General features: G+C 70.0%; 18 protein-coding genes. 12 read left to right on the forward strand and 6 right to left on the reverse strand.

What is annotated here, in order from left to right; translation table 11 throughout:
* The 5 genes from H570_RS0101095 to H570_RS0101115 all read left to right on the forward strand — a co-directional run bounded on the left by H570_RS0101095 (position 1) and on the right by H570_RS0101115 (position 6,594).
* The gene (locus H570_RS0101095) at positions 1-1,068 is read left to right on the forward strand and encodes an efflux RND transporter periplasmic adaptor subunit (protein ID WP_036134796.1); all 1,068 of its coding nucleotides are present in this window, start codon (positions 1-3) and stop codon (positions 1,066-1,068) included.
* Positions 1,061-4,318 (forward strand): efflux RND transporter permease subunit, encoded by a 3,258-nt coding sequence (locus H570_RS0101100; protein ID WP_027079141.1) that lies wholly within the window; start codon positions 1,061-1,063, stop codon positions 4,316-4,318. The genes H570_RS0101095 and H570_RS0101100 overlap by 8 nt, the downstream gene beginning before the upstream one ends.
* Entirely contained in the window at positions 4,315-4,752 is a 438-nt protein-coding gene (gene trxC, locus H570_RS0101105) for a thioredoxin TrxC (RefSeq protein ID WP_027079142.1), read from the forward strand. Before H570_RS0101100 ends, trxC begins: the two co-directional genes overlap by 4 nt.
* 74 nt (positions 4,753-4,826) lie before the next feature.
* Positions 4,827-5,450, forward strand: coding sequence for a protein tyrosine phosphatase family protein (locus H570_RS0101110; protein ID WP_051175951.1), 624 nt, complete (start codon positions 4,827-4,829; stop codon positions 5,448-5,450).
* A 10-nt stretch (positions 5,451-5,460) separates the two neighbouring features.
* Positions 5,461-6,594, forward strand: a complete 1,134-nt coding sequence (locus H570_RS0101115) for an NAD(P)/FAD-dependent oxidoreductase (protein ID WP_027079144.1) — start codon at positions 5,461-5,463, stop codon at positions 6,592-6,594.
* A 39-nt stretch (positions 6,595-6,633) separates the two neighbouring features.
* Here H570_RS0101115 and H570_RS0101120 read toward each other — a convergent pair whose 3' ends face one another.
* Positions 6,634-7,500 (reverse strand): S1/P1 nuclease, encoded by an 867-nt coding sequence (locus tag H570_RS0101120; protein WP_027079145.1) that lies wholly within the window; start codon positions 7,498-7,500, stop codon positions 6,634-6,636.
* 121 nt (positions 7,501-7,621) lie between these two features.
* Between H570_RS0101120 and gap the strand changes: the two genes are divergently transcribed.
* The gene (gap, locus tag H570_RS0101125; RefSeq protein WP_027079146.1) at positions 7,622-8,623 is read left to right on the forward strand and encodes a type I glyceraldehyde-3-phosphate dehydrogenase; all 1,002 of its coding nucleotides are present in this window, start codon (positions 7,622-7,624) and stop codon (positions 8,621-8,623) included.
* Positions 8,624-9,121: 498 nt separating this feature from the next.
* On the opposite strand, the gene H570_RS15820 is transcribed toward gap, so the two are convergent.
* Together H570_RS15820 and fdxA are read right to left on the reverse strand one after the other, a co-directional pair.
* Positions 9,122-10,651 carry a glycosyltransferase family 39 protein gene (locus H570_RS15820; RefSeq protein ID WP_051175952.1) on the reverse strand — a complete coding sequence of 510 codons (1,530 nt, stop codon included), beginning with the start codon at positions 10,649-10,651 and terminating at the stop codon, positions 9,122-9,124.
* Positions 10,652-10,733: 82 nt separating this feature from the next.
* Positions 10,734-11,069 (reverse strand): ferredoxin FdxA, encoded by a 336-nt coding sequence (gene fdxA / locus H570_RS0101135; RefSeq protein WP_027079147.1) that lies wholly within the window; start codon positions 11,067-11,069, stop codon positions 10,734-10,736.
* A 158-nt stretch (positions 11,070-11,227) separates the two neighbouring features.
* On the opposite strand from fdxA, the gene H570_RS15825 reads away from it, so the two are divergent.
* A complete protein-coding gene (locus H570_RS15825) occupies positions 11,228-11,638 on the forward strand; it encodes a group III truncated hemoglobin (protein ID WP_036134581.1) in 411 nt (136 codons plus the stop codon).
* A gap of 9 nt (positions 11,639-11,647) precedes the next feature.
* Here H570_RS15825 and tpx read toward each other — a convergent pair whose 3' ends face one another.
* On the reverse strand, positions 11,648-12,148 hold the full coding sequence (tpx, locus tag H570_RS0101145; RefSeq protein ID WP_027079148.1) for a thiol peroxidase: 501 nt from the start codon (positions 12,146-12,148) through the stop codon (positions 11,648-11,650).
* A gap of 62 nt (positions 12,149-12,210) precedes the next feature.
* Positions 12,211-12,645: a membrane protein gene (locus H570_RS0101150; protein WP_027079149.1), complete on the reverse strand. Its 435-nt coding sequence runs from the start codon at positions 12,643-12,645 to the stop codon at positions 12,211-12,213.
* 392 nt (positions 12,646-13,037) lie between these two features.
* On the opposite strand from H570_RS0101150, the gene H570_RS0101155 reads away from it, so the two are divergent.
* The 5 genes from H570_RS0101155 to H570_RS15830 all read left to right on the forward strand — a co-directional run bounded on the left by H570_RS0101155 (position 13,038) and on the right by H570_RS15830 (position 18,403).
* Positions 13,038-14,216: a phosphoglycerate kinase gene (locus H570_RS0101155; RefSeq protein WP_027079150.1), complete on the forward strand. Its 1,179-nt coding sequence runs from the start codon at positions 13,038-13,040 to the stop codon at positions 14,214-14,216.
* 139 nt (positions 14,217-14,355) lie between these two features.
* Entirely contained in the window at positions 14,356-15,822 is a 1,467-nt protein-coding gene (gene pyk, locus H570_RS0101160; RefSeq protein ID WP_027079151.1) for a pyruvate kinase, read from the forward strand.
* Positions 15,823-15,942: 120 nt separating this feature from the next.
* A complete protein-coding gene (locus H570_RS18425) occupies positions 15,943-16,353 on the forward strand; it encodes a GFA family protein (RefSeq protein WP_084499583.1) in 411 nt (136 codons plus the stop codon).
* A gap of 359 nt (positions 16,354-16,712) precedes the next feature.
* Positions 16,713-17,723, forward strand: a complete 1,011-nt coding sequence (locus H570_RS0101170; protein ID WP_027079152.1) for a class I fructose-bisphosphate aldolase — start codon at positions 16,713-16,715, stop codon at positions 17,721-17,723.
* A gap of 185 nt (positions 17,724-17,908) precedes the next feature.
* Complete coding sequence (locus tag H570_RS15830) at positions 17,909-18,403, forward strand: ribosomal protein L7/L12 (protein WP_036134584.1); 495 nt, start codon at positions 17,909-17,911, stop codon at positions 18,401-18,403.
* 60 nt (positions 18,404-18,463) lie between these two features.
* Here the strand turns inward: H570_RS15830 and H570_RS0101180 are convergent, their stop codons facing one another.
* Positions 18,464-18,979, reverse strand: a complete 516-nt coding sequence (locus H570_RS0101180; RefSeq protein ID WP_027079153.1) for an O-acetyl-ADP-ribose deacetylase — start codon at positions 18,977-18,979, stop codon at positions 18,464-18,466.

Here is an 18,979-nt window from a genome sequence, read left to right on the forward strand (position 1 = left end):
ATGCTTGCGACCGCGTTGCTGGCCGCGCTGGCGGCCTGCGGCGGGGAACCGGCACCGGCATCGCCGCCACCGCTGCGCGGGCTGCGGACGCTGACCGTGCAAGCGCCCGCCGGCGACGCCGGCCGCGCCTGGGATGGCGTGGTCGAGGCGGTGCGCCAGGCCGACCTGTCGGCGCAGACCACGGGGCGTGTGACCGAGGTCAACGCGGACGTGAACGACCGCGTCGCCGCCGGCGCGGTCCTGCTGCGGCTGACCGCCGTGGAGCAGCAGGCCGGCGCCAACACCGCGCGCGCGCAATTGCGCGCCGCCGATGCCGCGGCGGCGGAAGCGGAGTCCAACTATCGCCGCTTCGCCGCGCTGGCCGGTGGCCAGTACGTGTCGAAATCGCAGCTGGACCAGGCGCGCGCGGCCCGCGACAGCGCGGTGGCCTCGCGCGACGCGGCACGCGCGCAACTAACTCAGGCCGGCCAGCAGGCCGGGTACACGGTGGTGCGCGCGCCGTTCGCCGGCATCGTCAGCGCGCGGCGGGTCGAACCCGGCGAAAGCGTCAATCCGGGCCAGCCGCTGATGTCGGTGTATGCGCCGGGCGCGCTGCGGATCGAAGTGCAGGTGCCGCAGTCCGAGGCCGACGCGATCCGCGGCGCCGGCCGCGCGCAAGTCGTGTTCGCCGACGGGCGCGCTGTCGCCGCGGCGGCGGTCGTCGTGTTTCCGGCCGCGGACCCGTCGACCCACAGCGTCGGCGTGCGCGTGACTTTGCCGGACGTGCACGACGCTCCCATGCCAGGCGCCACCGCGAAGGTCGTGTTCCCGATCGCGAGCGGCGGCGCCACGCCGGCGACGATCGGCATCCCGGCGTCGGCGCTGGTCCAGCGCGGCGAAGTCAGCGGTGTGTACGTGCTGCAGGACGGCCGCCTGTCGCTGCGCCAGTTGCGGCTGGGAGGTCGCCGCGGCGACCGGGTGGAAGTCATGGCCGGCCTGGAGCGCGGGGACGCCATCGCCATCGATCCGGTTGCGGCGTTGCAGGCGTTGGCGGCGCAACGCAAGGCCGCCGGTGGCAGCGATGAATGAGCCGGGCCACGGCCGGCTGGGCCTGCCCGGCCGCCTGGCGGCCGCCTTCCAGGCCAACCCGCTGACGCCGGTCCTGGCGATCCTCGGCCTGTTGCTGGGCTTGGTGGCGGTGCTGGTCACGCCGCGCGAGGAAGAGCCGCAGATCGACGTCACCATGGCCAACGTCATCGTGCCGTTCGCGGGCGCCAGCGCGCGCGACGTCGAGCAACTGGTCAGCACGCCGCTGGAGCAGAAGCTCTCGGAAATCGAGGGCGTCAAGCACGTCTATTCGATCAGTCGCCCGGGCATGGCCGTGCTGACCGTGGAATACACGGTCGGCGTCGAGCGCCAGCCGGCGATCGTGCGCCTCTACAACCAGGTCTATTCCAACCAGGACTGGTTGCCGCCGGGCGTGGGCGTGGGCCAGCCGCTGATCAAGCCCAAGGGCATCGACGACGTCCCGGTCATGGCGGTGACGCTGTGGACCGACGACATGCAACGCGGGCCCGCCGAGTTGGCGGAAGTCGCGCACACGCTGGAAACCGAGTTCAAGCGCGTGCCCGGCACGCGCGACATCTACACCGTCGGCGCGCCCGACCGGGTGGTGGCGGTGACCCTGGATCCGGCGCGGCTTGCCGCGTACGGCTTGGCGGTGCCCGACCTGGCGCAGGCGCTGAAGGCGGCGAACGTCGTGCGCCAGGTCGGCGAGCGCGTCGCCGGCAATGCCGCGGTGCCGGTAACCGCCGGCACCTTCCTGGCCAGCGCGCGGGATGTCGCTGACCTGGTGGTCGGGTTGTCCGGCGGCAAGCCGTTGCGCTTGTCCGACGTCGCCACTGTGCGCGCCGGGGGCGACCTCGCCACGCGCTATGCGTGGCACGGCGCACCGCCCGGACGCGCCGGGCCGGTCGCGGGACTGGCGCCCGCGGTGACCATCGCCGTCGCCAAGAAGCCCGGCAGCAATGCCGCCGACATCACCGGCGCGGTCGCCACGCGCCTGCGCCAGGTGCAGGACGAACTGATCCCCGACGGCGTGCATGCCACCGTCACCCGCGACTACGGCCGGACCGCCACCGACAAGGCCATGAAGCTGATCCAGAAGCTGGTGTTCGCCACCGGCTCGGTGGTGCTGCTGGTGCTGTTCGCGCTGGGCTGGCGCGAGGCGATCGTGGTCGGCAGCGCGGTGGTGCTGACGCTCGCGGTCACCCTGTTCGCGTCGTGGGCGATGGGCTTCACCCTCAACCGGGTGTCGCTGTTCGCGTTGATCTTCTCGATCGGCATCCTCGTGGACGACGCGATCGTCGTGGTCGAGAACATCCACCGGCACATGGCCCTCGGAGGCAGGACCCTGCGCGAGGCGATCCCGCCGGCGGTGGACGAAGTCGGCGGCCCGACCATCCTCGCCACCTTCACAGTGATCGCCGCGCTGATGCCGATGGCCTTCGTCTCCGGCCTGATGGGGCCATACATGCGGCCGATCCCGATCAACGCCTCGGTCGGCATGCTGCTGTCGCTGGCGATCGCGCTGGTGGTGACGCCATGGCTGTCGCTCAAGCTGCTCGGCAGGCACCTGCCCGCCGCGGGCGACGGCGACCATGCCGGCGAAGCCGAAGCCGCCCGCGAAACCAGGCTCAAGCGCATGTTCTCCAGGCTGATGCGGCCGTTCCTGGATCCCGCGCGCGGAGGCCGCCGGCGGCTGTGGCTGTTCGGCGGCATCGCCGCGCTGGTGCTGCTGGCCGCATCGCTTGCCGTGTTCCAGGCGGTGGTGCTGAAGATGCTGCCGTTCGACAACAAGTCCGAGCTGCAGGTGGTGGTGGACCTGCCCGAAGGCCGCACCCTGGAAGCCACCGATGCGCTGCTGGTGGAACTGGCCGCGGCCGTGGACAAGGTGCCCGAGGTGCTGGATTACCAGGGCTATGCCGGCACCGCTGCGCCGATCAACTTCAACGGCCTGGTGCGGCAGTACTTCCTGCGCAGCGGCGGCAACGTCGGCGACCTGCAGGTCAACCTGGTCGACAAGCACCAGCGCGAACGCCAGAGCCACGACATCGCGCGCGCGCTGCGGCCGCAACTGGACGCGATCGGGCGCCGCCACGGCGCGTCGGTGAAAGTGGTCGAAGTGCCGCCGGGGCCGCCGGTGCTGGCGCCGCTGGTCGCCGAGCTGTACGGCCCGGACTACGCCACCAGCCGCAGGCTGGCCAAGGCGCTGGAACAGCGTTTCCGCGCCACCGAAGGCATCGTCGACGTCGATACCAGCGTCGAAAGCGATGCCCCGCGCGAGGTGCTGGTGGTCGATCGCGCGCGCGCCGCGCGCCTGGGCGTGCCGCAGTCGGCGATCGCCGACGCGCTGGCCGCGGCGTTGACCGGCCTGGACGCCACCTATGTGCACGATGGCGCGTCGAAATACCCGCGCCCGGTGCGCCTGCGCCTGCCCGCGGGCGACCAGGCCACGATGCAGCGCCTGCTCGCGTTGCAGGTGCGTGGCGGCGAAGGCCAGCTCGTTCCGCTGTCGGAGCTGGTGGCGGTGCGGGAGGCGCCGTGGGACGGCGCCATCCACCACAAGGACCTGCTGCCGGTCGTCTACGTCACCGGCGACGAGGCCGGCCGGCTCGACAGCCCGCTGTACGGCATGTTCGACCTGGTCGGGCAGCTGCGCCGGCAACCCGTCGGCGGCCACGAACTCGAACAGACGTTCATCGGCCAGCCGCAAGACAGCAGCCGGTTCGCGGTCAAGTGGGACGGCGAATGGCAGATCACCTACGAGACCTTCCGCGACATGGGCATCGCCTATGCCGCCGGCATGGTGCTGATCTACCTGCTGGTTGTGGCGCAGTTCCGCAGCTACCTGGTGCCGCTGGTGATCATGGCGCCGATCCCGCTGACGGTGATCGGGGTGATGCCGGGGCACGCGCTGCTCGGCGCGCAGTTCACCGCCACCAGCATGATCGGCATGATCGCGCTGGCCGGGATCATCGTGCGCAATTCCATCCTGCTGGTGGATTTCATCAACCAGGAAACCGCGCGCGGCGTGGCGCTGGCCGAGGCGGTGGTGGATGCCTGCGCGGTGCGCGCCAAACCGATCGTGCTGACCGGGCTGGCGGCGATGCTCGGCGCGTTCTTCATCCTCGACGACCCGATCTTCAACGGCCTGGCGGTGTCGCTGGTGTTCGGCATCCTCGTCAGCACGGCGCTCACGCTGGTCGTGATTCCCTTGCTGTACTACGCGTTGTTGCGCGCGCGCCCGACCGCGGCGCCGCGCGAGGAGGCCGCATGACCGATCCGCTGCTCGTCGCCTGCCCGCACTGCCAGTCGCTCAATCGGGTGCCCGCCGCGCGCTTGGGCGAGCAGCCCGAATGCGGACGCTGTCACCAGCCCCTGTTTACCGGTCGCCCGCTGGCGCTGGACGCTGCGAGCTTCGCCGCGCATGTCGAGCGTGGCCAGTTGCCGGTGCTGGTCGATTTCTGGGCGCCGTGGTGCGGGCCGTGCCGGACGATGGCGCCGCAGTTCGAGCAGGCCGCTACGCAACTGGAGCCACGCGTGCGCCTGGCCAAGATCGATACCGAAGCGCAACCGGCGCTGGGCAGCCGTTTCGGTGTCCGCAACATCCCGACGCTGGCGCTGTTCCACGAGGGCCGCGAACTCGCGCGGCAGGCCGGCGCGATGGCGGCGGCCGACATCGTGCGCTGGACGCGCGCGCAGCTGGCGTGACCTCGCGCCTTGTCGCCGCGTGCCCACGCAGCGCGAACGTCTATCCTGCGGACGCCAATGGAGCGTAAACCCCGATGAATCAGTCCCATGCCGACCTGATCCAGCCCTCCGCCGCCGTCATCACCGCCGCCGCGCCCCGGCGCCGCGCGAACACGCGCGCGTTTGCGGCGGTGGTCCGCGCAACCCGCAGGTGGCCCGCGCATTGGATTGCGATCGCTTCGCTGGCGTTGCTCGCTGGATGTGCGTCGGTCGCGCCGACGACCATGGCGCCCGGCGTGGAGCTGATCGAGGCGTTGCCGGGGCTATACACGTCCGGCCAGCCCGCGCCCGGCGACTGGAATGCGATCGCGGCCAACGGCATCGCCACGGTCGTCAACTTGCGGACCACGGAGGAACTGGCCGGGCGCGACGAAGCCGCCGAGGTGCGCGCAGCGGGGCTGCGCTACGTCCAGATCCCGGTCGCCGGTGCGGACGGCATCACCGCCGACAACGCCCGCCGGCTGCACGATGCGCTGTCGCCCGACCACGGCCAGGTGCTGGTGCACTGCGCCAGCGGCAACCGCGCCGGCGCGCTGCTGGCGCTGGAACAGGCGGAATTCCATGGCGTGCCGGCGGACGCGACGCTGGCACTGGGCCGCAAGGCGGGGATGACCAGCACCGAGCCCCGGCTCAGGCAGGCGCTGGGCATCGACCCATAGGAGGCGCGACATGGACAATGCACGGATCACCGTCGTCGGGGCCGGGTTTGCGGGCCTGACCGCACTGCGCACCCTGCGCGGGCAGGCGCCCGCTGCCCGGCTGACCCTGGTGGCGCCGGTCCCCGAACTGCAGTACCTGCCGGGGACCATCTGGCTTCCCTCGGGCAAGCGCCGGAGCGAGGACCTGGTGGTGCCGCTGGACGGCTTCCTGCGCCGCGAAGGCATGGCGTTCCATGCCGCCCGCGCCACCGGGCTGTCGGACGACGGCCGCCGGCTGCGCACCGAGGCCGGCGACGTGGAAAACGACGGCCTGGTCATCGCCTCCGGCGCGCGCTACCTGCGCAAGCTGCCGGGCATCGAGCACGCCATCATTCCGTGCGAAGGCGTGGCGGCAGGCGAGGCGATCCGCGACCGGCTGGCGGCGCTCGACGGCGGCACCCTGTGTTTCGGCTTCGGCAGCAATCCGAACGAGCCGATCGCGATGCGCGGCGGGCCGGTGTTCGAATTCGTGTTCGGCATCGACACCCTGCTGCGCAAGCAGCGCCGCCGGGAAAGGTTCCGCCTGGTGTTCTTCAGTCCCTCGCAGACACCGGGGCAGCGGCTGGGCGAGCGCGCGGTGGGGATGATCCTCGGGCAAATGCGCAAGCGCGGCATCGACACCGTGCTGGGCGAAAAACCGCAGCGCTTCGAGGCCGGCGCGGTGCAGCTGGAGCGCAGCCGCATCGACAGCGACCTGATCGTGTTCATGCCCGGGCTGACCGGCCAGGCCTGGCTGGACGACACCCCGTTGCCGCGCTCGCCGGGCGGCTTCGTGCAAGGCGAGGCCAGCTGCCGCGTGCCCGGCTTCGCCCGCACCTATGTCGCCGGCGACGGCGGCAGCTTCCCGGGGCCGGACTGGATGCCCAAGCAGGCGCACCAGGCCGACCTGCAGGCCGAGGTGGCCGCCCGCAACCTGCTGCGTGAACTGCGCGGCGAGCCGGCGCAGGAAACCTTCCGCAGCGAACTGGCGTGCATCGTCGATTCGCTCGACCGCGGCATGCTGGTGACCCGCCGGGAAGGCGGCAGCCGCGCCCTGCCGCCGCTGCGGGTGATGCATTGGGCCAAGGTCGTATTCGAGAAGCGCTACCTGCGCCGATACCGCTGAGTCCGTTGCGATGCGCCCTGGCACGGGGCGCGCCGCCGCTCAGTCGCCGAGGGCCGCGTCCAGCACCTGCGCCAGCCGGTACGCGGCCTGGCGCACGCGCTGTTCGGCCAGTGGGCGGTATTCGTCGAGGTAGGCCTTGTCGAGTTTGTGGGTGCCGGCCGGGTACAGGCCGCGTGCGTCGACCAGCCGGCAGGATTCGCCGGCCCAGGCTTCCGGGGCGCTGCGTCCGGCTTCGGCCATCGGCGGCCAGGGCAGGGTGTCGAGGCGGTTGGCGTAGGGCGTCACCGCCTTGCGGTCGGCGCCGAAACCGGCGGTGCCGAGGATGTAGTAATCCCACACCGAATGCAGGTTGGTGCCCATCACGCCGTCGGCGTAGTGCTTGCGCGCATAGGCTTCGGGCGGCAGGTCGGTGCGCAGGCTGATCTGGTAGCCGTTGCCGCCGGCATCGGTGTGGTTGGTGGCGTGCAGCGGCTGGTGCACGTCGCCGACGAAATGGACCACGAACTTCAGCGCGTCGCGACGGGCCTTGATCGGCTGCCTGCGGTCGCGGAGGATCGCCAGCTGTTTTTCGATCGCGCCGACCACGCAGTTGCCGTCCGGGCAGTCGCGCGCAGCGTCGTAGCGGCAGTCCGCGCCGGGCGCCGTGTTGACGTAATGCCACTTCGAGGTGGCCTTGAAGCGCGGCGGGTCCTCGTCGCGCAGGGTGTCGGCCCAGGCGGCGACGCCGGCCAGGGTCGGGTCCTTCTCGCCGGCCAGCAGCCGCGCGACTTCGGCGCCGGCCGCGGGGGTGAGGTGGCGCTGCGCCAGTTCGCCGACCAGGCGATGGCCGAGCTGGGCCCAGCCCAGTGCGGCGGGCGCCAGAAGCAACAGGAAAGTGGCGAGAAGCAGGCGTGGCATCGTTTTCATGGCGAAATGGGGCTCGGCAGGGCTGAAAGCGCGGTCGGGAAACGGCTAAAATAACGTGCTTTATCACTTTCCGTCCGTCTTTTCCCGGTTCTTCCACCGTCTTTCCCTGCAGGAGCGTGACATGGCGATCAAGGTTGGTATCAATGGTTTCGGCCGCATCGGGCGCAACGTGTTGCGTTCGGCCATTGAGAATTTCGGCAGCGACATCGAGGTCGTCGCCATCAATGACCTGCTGGAACCCGACTACCTGGCCTACATGCTGCAGTACGACTCCGTGCACGGCCGTTTCAGCGGCGAGGTGAAGGTCGACGGCGGCAACATCGTCGTCAACGGCAGGAAGATCCGCCTGACCCAGGAGCGCGACCCGGCCAACCTGAAGTGGGGCGAGGTCGGCGTCGACGTGGTGATCGAGTCCACCGGCCTGTTCCTGACCAAGGAAACCGCGCAGAAGCATCTCGACGCCGGCGCGAAGAAGGTGATCCTGTCGGCGCCGTCAAAGGACGACACGCCGATGTTCGTCTACGGCGTCAACGACAAGAGCTACAAGGGTGAGGCGATCATCTCCAACGCCTCGTGCACCACCAACTGCCTGGCGCCGATCGCCAAGGTGCTGCACGACAAGTGGGGCATCAAGCGCGGCCTGATGACCACCGTGCACGCCGCCACCGCCAGCCAGAAGGTCGTCGACGGCCCGTCCAACAAGGACTGGCGCGGCGGCCGCGGCATCCTCGAGAACATCATCCCGTCGTCCACCGGCGCGGCGAAGGCCGTGGGCGTGGTGATCCCCGAGCTCAACAAGAAGCTCACCGGCATGAGCTTCCGCGTACCGACGTCCGACGTGTCGGTGGTCGACCTGACCGTGGAGCTCGACAACCCGGCCAGCTACGACGAAATCAAGGCCGAGATGAAGGCGCAGAGCGAAGGCGCGCTGAAGGGCATCCTGGGCTACACCGAGGACAAGGTGGTCGCCACCGACTTCCGCGGCGACACCCGCACGTCGATCTTCGACGCCGAAGCCGGGATCGCGCTCGACTCCACCTTCGTCAAGCTGGTGAGCTGGTACGACAACGAGTGGGGCTATTCCAACAAGTGCCTGGAAATGGTGCGCGTCATCGCGAAGTAATCCGCGACGACATTGCCGCATCGGGAAAGCCCCGCATCCGCGGGGCTTTTTTCTGGTTCTTCTCCCTGTTCCGGAGAGCTCAGCGCTTGATTTTCCGGCCATGCGCTGTACCGCCATCTGACGCACGCGTCGTCGCGACCTGATGGGGCGCCGATGCGGCCGGCAGGCCTTCGGGGCGAATGTGCTCCGGCATCCGCCTGCGGCGAATGCCTCCCCCTTGATTTCGCCCCGAAGGCCTGCCGACCGCATCGGAGCGACCAGATCGCAGGCTTGCCGGAAAGCTGGGCTTAGGCTTGCGCTTGCAAAGCCACCGCGAAAATCCGAGCACGGGTGCGAGTGCCCTTGGGTGCGAAATCAAGGGGGGGGCGTCGGCCGTAAGGCCGGTGCCGGAGGACATTCGCACCCAAGGGCACTCGTACCCGGCGCCCCGCCATGCACCGAACTCGGGCGCGCACGGTGGCCATCGGACGAATCGCCAGCAGGCCACTGACGCTCGCATCAGCCAAAGCTCCGCATCAGCGGCCACGCCTTCGCCCAGTCGAACCTGAGATCGCGGCAGACGTAGATGTCGGGGTGCCCGCTCTCCTCGTTCTCCACGCCGTGCGGGATGCGGATGCGGCCGGCGAGCGTGCAGGTAGCCGGGGTGTCGGCGATGCCTTCGGCGTCGTCGCCCAGCACGATCACCGTCGTCGGTGGCAGGGCGCCGTAGCCGCGCGCCCAGTACGAGTTGATGCCGCTGATCGCCACGGGCAGTCCGTGCGCCGGGCCGTAGCGGTTGATCGCGCCGGCTTCGCCGTAGTTGTTGGCGTAGATCGCGGTGCGCGCGCGTTCGGCGTCGGGCAGTGCGTGGTACACGGCGGCGACCTGCGCGACCAGCTCCGGCCAGCCGACCTGCTCGGCGAAGTTGTCGTGGAAGCTGCGGCTGATCTGCCAGCCTTGCGAGCCGATCGGCGCCACCGGCAGCGCCACCAGTGCGCTCGTCGCCAGCGCTGCGAGCAGCACCAGCACGGCCGCGCCACGTGCCGCGATCGCCGTGCGCGGGCGCAGGCGCACGATGGCACGCTCCAGCAGCACCGCGCCCGCTGCCAGCAGCATCGGATAGGCCGGTGCCAGGTAGTAATCGCGCGCGCCGGCCAGCCAGAACAGCAGCAGCGCGGCCGCATACAGCCAGGCCAGCGCGCGCCACGGTCGCGCGGCGGCGGCGAAGGCAAGCCACCCCAGGCCGATCAGCCACAGCCACGCCAGCAGCGGGCCGGCACCGAGCATCAGCTGCCCGACGAGAAAATCTTCGGTGCGCCCGATCCGCACGTCGCGCGCGTGGATGTGCTGGACGAAGTCGAGATAGATGAAGTCGTGCCGCCACTGCCACCACGCGTTCGGTGCGAATACGAGCAGCGACACCAGCACGCCAACCCATGGCCACGGGCTGCCCAGCTGCCGCCGCAGCGGCGTGGCCAGCACCGCGACGACGATGCCGGCTGCGCAGAACAGCATCGTGTAGCGGGTCATCATCCCCAGGCCGATGACCAGCCCCAGCGCGAGCCACCAGCGCGGGTCGCCGCCGTTGGCCAGCTTCAGCAGCAGCCACGCCGCCAGCACCCACCACAGGTAGTCGGGGCTGGTGTACTGCAGCATCGAGCCAGCGAGCATCGAGAACGGAACGCAGGCGACCGCGATGGCCGCCACCGCCTGCGCGAAGCGTTGGCCGCCGAGTTCGCGCGCGATCAGCCCCGAGAACAGCAGCGCCAGCGCCTGCGCCAGCGCCGATGGCGCGCGGAACGCGGTGAGCGAATCGCCGAACAGCTGCATCGACGCATGGGCGAGGAACGGCACCAGTGGCGGATAGGCGACGTAACCCCAGGCCAGTTGGCGGGCGTCGTCGAGCACCGCCAGTTCGTCGCGGTGGAAACCGTACTGGCCGTTGGTCAGCAGGTGCAGCAGCAGGCGCGCCAGTGCGAGCGCGATCAGCAGGCCCAGTGCCGGCCGCGACAGCGCGCCGTGCCAGAGCCTGAAATGTGGCGTCGCCATCGAGATTGCCCCCGCTTGCCCCGCGTCAGCTTACGCGCGCGCGACGGCGCTTCCGAATGCCGGAAGTCGTGCCCGGGCGGGCTCAGCCGATCGCTTCGCGGATCAGCAGCTTCAGCTTGTCCGGCACGCCGTCCCACTGCTTCGCGTCGGGCATGGCCGGGATCTTGCGGTCGATCACCGGCCACAGCGGCGCCAGTTCGGCATTGATCGCGAGGAAGTGCTCCTGCCCGCCGGGCACGTCGTCCTCGGGGTAGATCGCGCCCACCGGGCATTCGGCCACGCACAGGGTGCAGTCGATGCAGCTTTCCGGGTCGATGACCAGGAAGTTCGGGCCTTCGTGGAAGCAGTCGACCGGGCACACTTCGACGCAGTCGGTGTGCTTGCAGTTGATGCAGTTCTCGGTGACGACGTGGGTCACGATGCTTGGGGCGCTCGGGGACGCCCATAGTCTGCGCGCCACGATCGTGCGTTGCCCTGACCTGCGTCAAGGTCCGGCCGCCGTTTCGGCGCGACAATCGGGCCCGCCTCCCTCCGCGCGCCGCTTGTGATCCCGCGCCGCGCCCGCATCTTGCCGACATGTCCACGCAGCCCACCCACGAGCAGATCGAAGCCCTCGTCGACCGCTTCTACGACCGTATCCAGGTCCACCCCACGCTCGGCCCGGTGTTCAACGCCGCGGTCGACGACTGGGACGAGCACAAGCGCCTGCTGGTGTCGTTCTGGACCTCGGTGGTCCTGCGCGCCGGCACCTACCGCGGCAACCCGATGGCCGCGCACCGCCCGCATCCGATCACCACCGAGCACTTCGTGCAATGGCTGGAACTGTGGCGCGCCACGGCCGACGAGATCCTCGCGCCCGAGCACGCCGAGCTGCTGCACGAGTATGCAAACCGCATCGGCCGCAGCCTGCGCTACGGCTTGGGACTGCCGGAGCCGGGCGAGACGCGCTCGCCATTCGGACCGGCGGTGACGCTGCGCGGGAGCTGAGCGCAGCGCTCAGGCCAGCACCGCGAGTGCGGCCTCGTAGTCCGGTTCCTCGCCGATCTCGTTGACGAGCTGCGCGTGGACCACGCGGTCGTTCTCGTCGAGCACCACCACCGCGCGCGCCGCGACGCCGCCCAGCGGGCCTTCCGCGATCGCCACGCCGTAGTCCTCGAGGAAGCCGCGCCCGCGCATCGTCGACAGCATCACCACGCGATCCAGCCCTTCGGCACCGCAGAAACGCGCCTGCGCGAACGGCAGGTCGGCGGAGATGCCCAGCACCACCGCGTTGTCCGGCTTCGAGGCCAGTTCGTTGAACTTGCGCAGCGCGGTCGCGCACACGCCGGTGTCCACACTGGGGAAGATGTTGAGCAGCTTGCGCTTGCCCTTGAACGACGCCAGCGACACGTCGGCCAGGTCCTTGCCGACGAGCGTGAACGGGCGGGCCTGCTCGCCGGCGACGGGGAAGCGGCCGTCGACGCGGACCGGGTTGCCGTGGAAAGTGACCTGGGACATGACGTGACTCCTCGATGCAGAAGGGGGTTTGACGACGACGGCGCGCGTGGCGCGCCGTGCGATCAATAGAACATCAGCTTGGCCAGCACCACGATGGCGGCCATCAGGCCCAGCACGAGATGGTGGGTACGCCGGAACCGGCACGGGTCCATTGTCCCACGCATCGCCGCGCGCACCGCGGTGACGAACACCGCCAGCACGCCGAACGCGAGCGCGACCTTGATCGCCAGCAGCCAGCCGAAGCGCGAACCGATGCAGGCGAAGCCGTTGCAGCGGATGTCGAACAGCGCGAACCCGCTCAGGAACAGCAGCGCCACCACGAACGGCATGAAGCGCCGCGCCCGCGCCATCACCGCGGCCTCGATCCGCGCCATCACCGCGGGTTCGAACTGCCGGTGCAGCGATTCGAGCACCAGGACTTCGAACGCCACTGCGCCGACGAACAGGATCGCGCAGGCCAGGTGCAGCAGCAGGATCAATGGGTACCAGGCGGCCATCCTTCTGAGCGTGCACCGGGCGTGGATGCGCCGCATTGACCTGGGTCAACTGCCGGCCCGAGGCCGTCCATGCCGCGGGGCCTCGCCCGCTCGCGAAAGCAGGTGCCTGCGCGCGGAGCGCCACGCGCCGCACCAACCCTTCGGCGGCAACCGGGAGAAGGTGTCCGAAGGGCGGATGAGGGCGCGGGACCGGCGAAGCACGGTTCCTGGCACGGATCCCCGGTTCGCGGTGGCGAGCACAGGCGCTCGGCTTTGCCGTGCCCACGGCCGCATGCCCGTTTGCCTGCCCCTGCGCGTACCCGGACAATGACATCCCGCTGATTGCCGCACCACGCGCCGGGCCCGCCCGCGCAACCCGGCCCTTGCCACCACTTTCCGAGCGACGAAACCCCATGACCATCCAGCGAATGAGCGACCTCGACCTGTCCGGCAAGCGCGTGCTGATCCGCCAGGACCTCAACGTTCCGGTCGACGGCGGCAGGGTCACCTCCGACCAGCGCATCACCGCCTCGCTGCCCACACTGCGCGCTGCGCTCGATGCCGGTGCCGCGGTGATGGTGATGTCGCACCTCGGGCGGCCGAAGGAAGGCGCGTGGAGCGAAGCCGATTCGCTGGCGCCGGTCGCCGCGCGCCTGTCGGAGCTGCTCGGCCGCGAAGTGCCGCTGGTGCGCGACTATCTCGGCGGCGTCGACATCGCCCCCGGCCAGTTGGTGCTGCTGGAGAACTGCCGCATGAACGCCGGCGAGAAGGCCGACGACGAAGCGCTGGCGAAGCAGTACGCCGCGCTGTGCGACGTGTTCGTCATGGACGCCTTCGGCACCGCGCACCGCGCGCAGGCCTCGACCCATGGCGTGATCCGCTTCGCGAAGCAGGCCGCCGGCGGTCCGCTGCTGATGGGGGAACTCGACGCGCTGGCCAAGGCACTCGACCATCCGGCGCGGCCGCTGCTGGCGATCGTCGCCGGCTCCAAGGTCAGCACCAAGCTCGAACTGCTGTCGTCGCTGGTCGGCAAGGTCGACCAGCTGATCGTCGGCGGCGGCATCGCCAACACCTTCATCGCCGCCGAGGGCTTCGGCGTCGGCAAGTCGCTGTTCGAGGCCGACCTGGTCGACACCGCGAAGCAGATCATGGCAGATGCGAAGGCGCGCGGCGCCGACATCCCGGTGCCGACCGACGTCGTGGTCGCGCCCGAGTTCAAGGCCGATGCGCCGGCGACGGTAAAGGCCGTCGATGCGATCGGTGCCGACGACATGGTGCTCGACATCGGCCCGGACACCGCGCAGCGCTACGCCGCACTGATCGCCAACGCCGGCACCGTGGTCTGGAACGGTCCGGTCGGCGTGTTCGAGTTCGACGCCTTCGGCAAGGGCACCGAAACGCTGGCGCGCGCGATCGCCGCTTCGAAGGCATTCTCGATCGCCGGCGGCGGCGACACCCTTGCCGCGGTCGACAAGTACGGCATCGCCGATGACGTGTCGTACATCTCCACCGGCGGCGGCGCGTTCCTCGAATTCCTTGAAGGCAAGGTCCTGCCGGCGGTCGCGGCGCTGGAAGCGCGCGGCACGCCGTAGGACGGTCAGGGAGAAGCGGTCCTCGACTCGCGGAGCCGGCTGCCCGTCACGCGGTCGCGCATGGCCCGCGCCTGTCGGGCACTGTCCGGTCATCGGGCTGGGCTAGGATGGCGGCTTCGCCAGCCAGTGGTCACCGTACATGTCCGAGCACCGTCGCCGCACCCGCATCCTCGCCACCCTCGGCCCGGCCACCGATGCACCGGGCGTGCTCGACGCGCTGCTGCGTGCAGGGGTCGACGTGGTGCGACTGAACTTCTCGCACGGCGACCCGTCCTCGCAGCTCGCGCGTGCGCAGGCGGTGCGCGAGGCAGCTGCGCGCGCGGGCGTCGAGGTCGGCATCCTGGCCGACCTTCCCGGCCCCAAGATCCGCGTCGAGACCTTCGCCGAAGGCCGAGTGCCGCTGCGCGCGGGCGACCGCTTCGACCTGGTGGCCAGCGAGGACGCGCCGCCCGGGGATGCGACCCAGGTCGGCGTGAGCTACCTCGCGCTGCCGCAGGACCTGCGGGCCGGCGATGTATTGCTGCTCGACGACGGCGTGGTGCAACTCAGGGTCGAACGCATCGAAGGCGAACGCATCGTCACCCGCGTGATCAACGACAGCGTGCTGTCCGATCGCAAGGGGCTCAACCGGCTCGGTGGCGGCCTGTCGCTGGGCGCGCTGACCGATCGCGACCGTGAGCTGATCGGCATCGCCGCCGACATGGATGCGGACTTCATCGCGGTGTCGTTCTGCCGCAACGCCGCCGACATGCACGACGCGCGCGCGGTCGCGCGTTCGCACGGCAGCCACGCCGCGCTGGTGTCGAAGATCGAGCGCGCCGAGGCGATCGAGAACCTGGCCGAGATCGTGGAGGCCAGCGACGTGGTCATGGTCGCCCGAGGCGACCTGGGCGTGGAGATCGGCGACGCCGAGCTGCCCGGCCTGCAGAAGAAGATCATCCGTGAATCGCTGGCGCAGAACCGGGTGGTGATCACCGCCACCCAGATGCTGCAGTCGATGGTCGACAGCCCGATTCCCACCCGCGCCGAGGTGCTGGACGTGGCCAACGCGGTGATCGACGGCACCGACGCGGTGATGCTGTCGGCCGAAACCGCGGCCGGCAATTTCCCGGTGCGCGCGGTCGAGGCGATGGCGCGGATCTGCGTCGGCGCCGAGAAGCAGTTCGAATTCGACATCGACTTCGGCAAGGCCTCGCGCGACATGCAGCGCGCCGACCAGGCGATCGCGATGGCGGCGATGTTCCTGTCCGAACACATGGCGGTGCGCGCGATCGTGGCGATGACCGAATCGGGCGGCACCGCGCGATACCTGTCGCGGTTCCGCTCCAGCGTGCCGATCTACGCACTGTCGCGGCATGCGGGGGCGCGGCGCCGGATGAAGTTGATGCGCGACGTGTTCCCGATCGACTTCGACAGCCGCGGCCTGGCCACCCGCGAAGCGGCGCGCGACGCGGTCCAGGCGCTGCACGACGCCGGCCTGCTCGCCGCCGGCGACCACATCATGTTCACCAGCGGCGACCACATGGAGCACCGCGGCGCGACCAACACCCTGCGCCTGCTGAAGGTGGGGGAGGACGGCAGGGCCGAAGGACTGGGCGAGCTGTAGACGGCATCGCGCCGCCGTCCGGTAGTCTTGCGGCAGTCGTCACAGCATCAAGCCGATACCATTGCGTGCTGGCTGCAAAACGAATGAATCTTCTCGCCTTCGAAGTCCGGGAGCTTGCTCATGCATCTGACTGGCCGCTGCCAATGTGGGGCCGTAACGTACCAACTCACGGCGAATCCGAAATGGGTGGCAGTTTGTCATTGCAGGGACTGCCAACGCAGTGCGGGCGCTCCCATGGTTGCGTGGGCCATGTTCCCGGAGTCCGGCGTCAGGATCCTGTCCGGGGCCCCGAAAACCTTCAATTCATCGGGCGCCGCCATGCGTTCGTTCTGCGCAGAGTGCGGAACGGGGCTTTTTTACCGGAACGATGAAACCCTGCCGGGCTTGATGGACGTTCAGGCCGCAACGCTTGATGACCCCAATGCGCTGCCACCGGCTGTCCAGGTTCAAACGGCTGAGCAGCAATCCTGGGTTCCGCACCTCGGCACGCTGCCTGCGTTCGAACGTTATCCTCCAGGCCCGGGCGAATGATGGTGCCTCCGTACTCAAACCGTTCGGGAGCGAGTACCACCGGCGACGTGGTGGACAGCGTCCATCCAGCGTCCGGCTCGACCATCCAGGCCTCCGTCATCCATGCCGGATGCCACGGTGACGGACACACTCAGCCGCCGTCGCTTGCGCGGGACCAAGGGCCGGGCGCCGGTGCGTCCGGATGTGTGGATGCCGGGTAAACGTGAAGCCCTGAGGGACGGCACGGCGAGGCGTCCCGCGTGGATTTCCGCATCCACTGTCCGGGCGGCTGGAACCGGTTGCATGCTCCTGCGCAGGCGGGCACAGGCGTGCAACAGGCTATAATCAGCGGTCTTTCCGCCGCCTCCGAGCCTTCCGACATGAGTATCGAACAGCTTGCCGAAACCGCCCTGGCCATGGTCGCGCCGGGCAAGGGCATCATCGCCATCGACGAATCCACCGGCACCATCGCCAAGCGCTTTGCCGGCGTTGGTGTAGAGAACACCGAAGAGAACCGCCGCGCCTACCGCGAGCTGCTGCTGACCACGCCCAACCTCAGCCAGCACATCAGCGGCGCGATCCTGTTCGACGAGACCATCCGCCAGAAGACGAAGGACGGCGTGCCGTTCGCGAAGTACATGGCCGACAACGGCATGATCCCGGGCATCAAGGTCGACAAGGGCACCCATGCGCTGGCCGGCTTCCCGGGCGAAGTGGTGACCGAGGGCCTCGACGGCCTGCGCGCGCGGCTGGAGGAGTACTACAAGCTCGGCGCCCGCTTCGCCAAGTGGCGCGCGGTGATCAACATCGGCGACGACATCCCCTCGGGCACCTGCATCGAGGCCAACAGCCACGCGCTGGCGCGCTATGCCGCGCTGTGCCAGGAGCAGGGCCTGGTGCCGATGGTGGAGCCGGAAGTGCTGATGGAAGGCGACCATGACATCGAAACCTGCTTCGAGGTCACTGAAGTCACCCTGCGCTCGCTGTTCGATGCGCTGTACCAGCAGAACGTGGCGCTCGAGGGCACGATCCTCAAGGCGTCGATGGTCGTCCCGGGCAAGGACTGCGACGAGCAGGCCAGCGTCGACGAAGTGGCCGAAGCGACCCTGATGTGCCTGAAGTCCTCGGTGCCGGCGATCCTGCCGGGCATCGTGTTCCTGTCCGGCGGCCAGAGCGACGAAGACGCCACCGCGCACCTGGACGCGATGAACCGCCTCGGCCCGAACCCGTGGCCGCTGTCGTTCTCGTACGGCCGCGCGATGCAGTCGGCGGCGCTGAAGCTGTGGTCGCAGGACCTGGTGAAGAACTACGCCGGCGCGCAGGACACCGTGTTCGCCCGTGCGCGCGACAACGGCATGGCCGCGCTGGGCCAGTGGGACCGCACGGCCTGATCGCCCTGGCGATCGGCAGGTCTTGGAAACGCCGGCGCGATGCCGGCGTTTCCTTTTCTGGCGAGTCGGGCGGCCGGTTGCAGGGGCGCACGGTGCGTCGCCTGTTGCGCGACCGGTACGGCCGGAGATTCGCCGCTATCGGCTGGTACCGTAGGCTGTCTGCGAAGTCCGCATCGGGGTGCGCCATGTCGTCGAGTTCCCTCCAGCTGCCGCCCGACGCCGTGGCCGCGCTCGCGCGCGGCCGGATGATCGAAGCGGTCAAGATCGTGCGAGCGACCACCGGGCTGGGCCTGAAGGAGGCCAAGGACGCGGTGGATGCCTACGCGGCCGCACAGCGGTCGGGGGCGTCCCCGGGATTGCCGGGGAACGGCGCGCCCGGGAAGTTCGTGTTTCCCCAGGCAGCGGCCGACGCCATCGCGCGTGGCGAGCTTGTTGCGGCGATTGCGCTGCTGCGGGAAGCCAACCCGGCACTGGGCCTGGCCGCGGCGAAAGAAGCGGTGGACCGGATTCGCGCCGGCGGAGCGCCGCCGCCCGCGGCCGCCGCGTCACGGAAGATGCCGATGCATTCGCAGCGGGTGCCGACCGTGGTCGCCGGCGACAGCGGCAGCCACGGCTGGCTGCTGCTGGTGCTGGCCGTGGCGCTGGTCGCGCTGGGATGGTGGCTGTTCGGCAGCGCCTGAGCGCGCTCCGCGCCAGGATCCTCCGTCGCGGAGCACGCCCGTGCAGGCGCCGACGCGGCTTCAGTCCCGCAGTTGTCCGCGGTATTCCCTTGCGATGCCGGCGTCGCGGCAGGCCAGCTGCACGTGCACGGGCAGTGGTGCATCCCACGCACGCAGCCGTGCGATCGCGACGGCGGCAGCCCGCGCATGCGGATAGCCGAATACACCGCAGCTGATCGCCGGGAACGCGATCGACGCCACCCCGTGCGCTGCGGCCAGTCGCAGCGCATTGGCGTAGCAGGCGGCCAGCAACGCCGGCTCGCCGGCATCGCCGCCGTGCCACACGGGCCCGACGGTGTGGATCACGAAGCGCGCCGGCAGCCGGTGCCCGCCGGTGATGCGCGCCTCGCCGGTCGGGCAGCGTACGCCGGGCCGAATCTCCGGCAACGCGCGGCATTCGGCGAGCAGGCCCGGGCCGGCGGCGCGGTGGATCGCACCGTCCACGCCGCCGCCGCCGAGCAGCGACTCGTTGGCGGCGTTGACGATCGCGTCGACCGCCAGCGCGGTGATGTCGCCTTCGACGACCTCGATCCGCAT

Origin of the sequence: Luteimonas mephitis DSM 12574, from assembly GCF_000422305.1 — a bacterium.
GTDB classification, from domain to species: domain Bacteria; phylum Pseudomonadota; class Gammaproteobacteria; order Xanthomonadales; family Xanthomonadaceae; genus Luteimonas; species Luteimonas mephitis.

Excerpts from the sequence above, each read along its gene's own strand:
- H570_RS0101150 (WP_027079149.1), bottom strand. The coding sequence starts at position 12,645 with ATGGCCGCCTGGTACCCATTGATCCTGCTGCTGCACCTGGCCTGCGCG.
- tpx (WP_027079148.1), bottom strand. The coding sequence starts at position 12,148 with ATGTCCCAGGTCACTTTCCACGGCAACCCGGTCCGCGTCGACGGCCGC.
- H570_RS0101115 (WP_027079144.1), top strand. The coding sequence starts at position 5,461 with ATGGACAATGCACGGATCACCGTCGTCGGGGCCGGGTTTGCGGGCCTG.
- H570_RS18425 (WP_084499583.1), top strand. The coding sequence starts at position 15,943 with ATGCATCTGACTGGCCGCTGCCAATGTGGGGCCGTAACGTACCAACTC.
- H570_RS0101170 (WP_027079152.1), top strand. The coding sequence starts at position 16,713 with ATGAGTATCGAACAGCTTGCCGAAACCGCCCTGGCCATGGTCGCGCCG.
- H570_RS0101180 (WP_027079153.1), bottom strand. The coding sequence starts at position 18,979 with ATGCGGATCGAGGTCGTCGAAGGCGACATCACCGCGCTGGCGGTCGAC.
- H570_RS0101110 (WP_051175951.1), top strand. The coding sequence starts at position 4,827 with ATGAATCAGTCCCATGCCGACCTGATCCAGCCCTCCGCCGCCGTCATC.
- pyk (WP_027079151.1), top strand. The coding sequence starts at position 14,356 with ATGTCCGAGCACCGTCGCCGCACCCGCATCCTCGCCACCCTCGGCCCG.
- gap (WP_027079146.1), top strand. The coding sequence starts at position 7,622 with ATGGCGATCAAGGTTGGTATCAATGGTTTCGGCCGCATCGGGCGCAAC.
- H570_RS15825 (WP_036134581.1), top strand. The coding sequence starts at position 11,228 with ATGTCCACGCAGCCCACCCACGAGCAGATCGAAGCCCTCGTCGACCGC.
- H570_RS0101100 (WP_027079141.1), top strand. The coding sequence starts at position 1,061 with ATGAATGAGCCGGGCCACGGCCGGCTGGGCCTGCCCGGCCGCCTGGCG.
- trxC (WP_027079142.1), top strand. The coding sequence starts at position 4,315 with ATGACCGATCCGCTGCTCGTCGCCTGCCCGCACTGCCAGTCGCTCAAT.
- H570_RS0101155 (WP_027079150.1), top strand. The coding sequence starts at position 13,038 with ATGACCATCCAGCGAATGAGCGACCTCGACCTGTCCGGCAAGCGCGTG.
- H570_RS15830 (WP_036134584.1), top strand. The coding sequence starts at position 17,909 with ATGTCGTCGAGTTCCCTCCAGCTGCCGCCCGACGCCGTGGCCGCGCTC.
- H570_RS15820 (WP_051175952.1), bottom strand. The coding sequence starts at position 10,651 with ATGGCGACGCCACATTTCAGGCTCTGGCACGGCGCGCTGTCGCGGCCG.
- H570_RS0101095 (WP_036134796.1), top strand. The coding sequence starts at position 1 with ATGCTTGCGACCGCGTTGCTGGCCGCGCTGGCGGCCTGCGGCGGGGAA.
- H570_RS0101120 (WP_027079145.1), bottom strand. The coding sequence starts at position 7,500 with ATGAAAACGATGCCACGCCTGCTTCTCGCCACTTTCCTGTTGCTTCTG.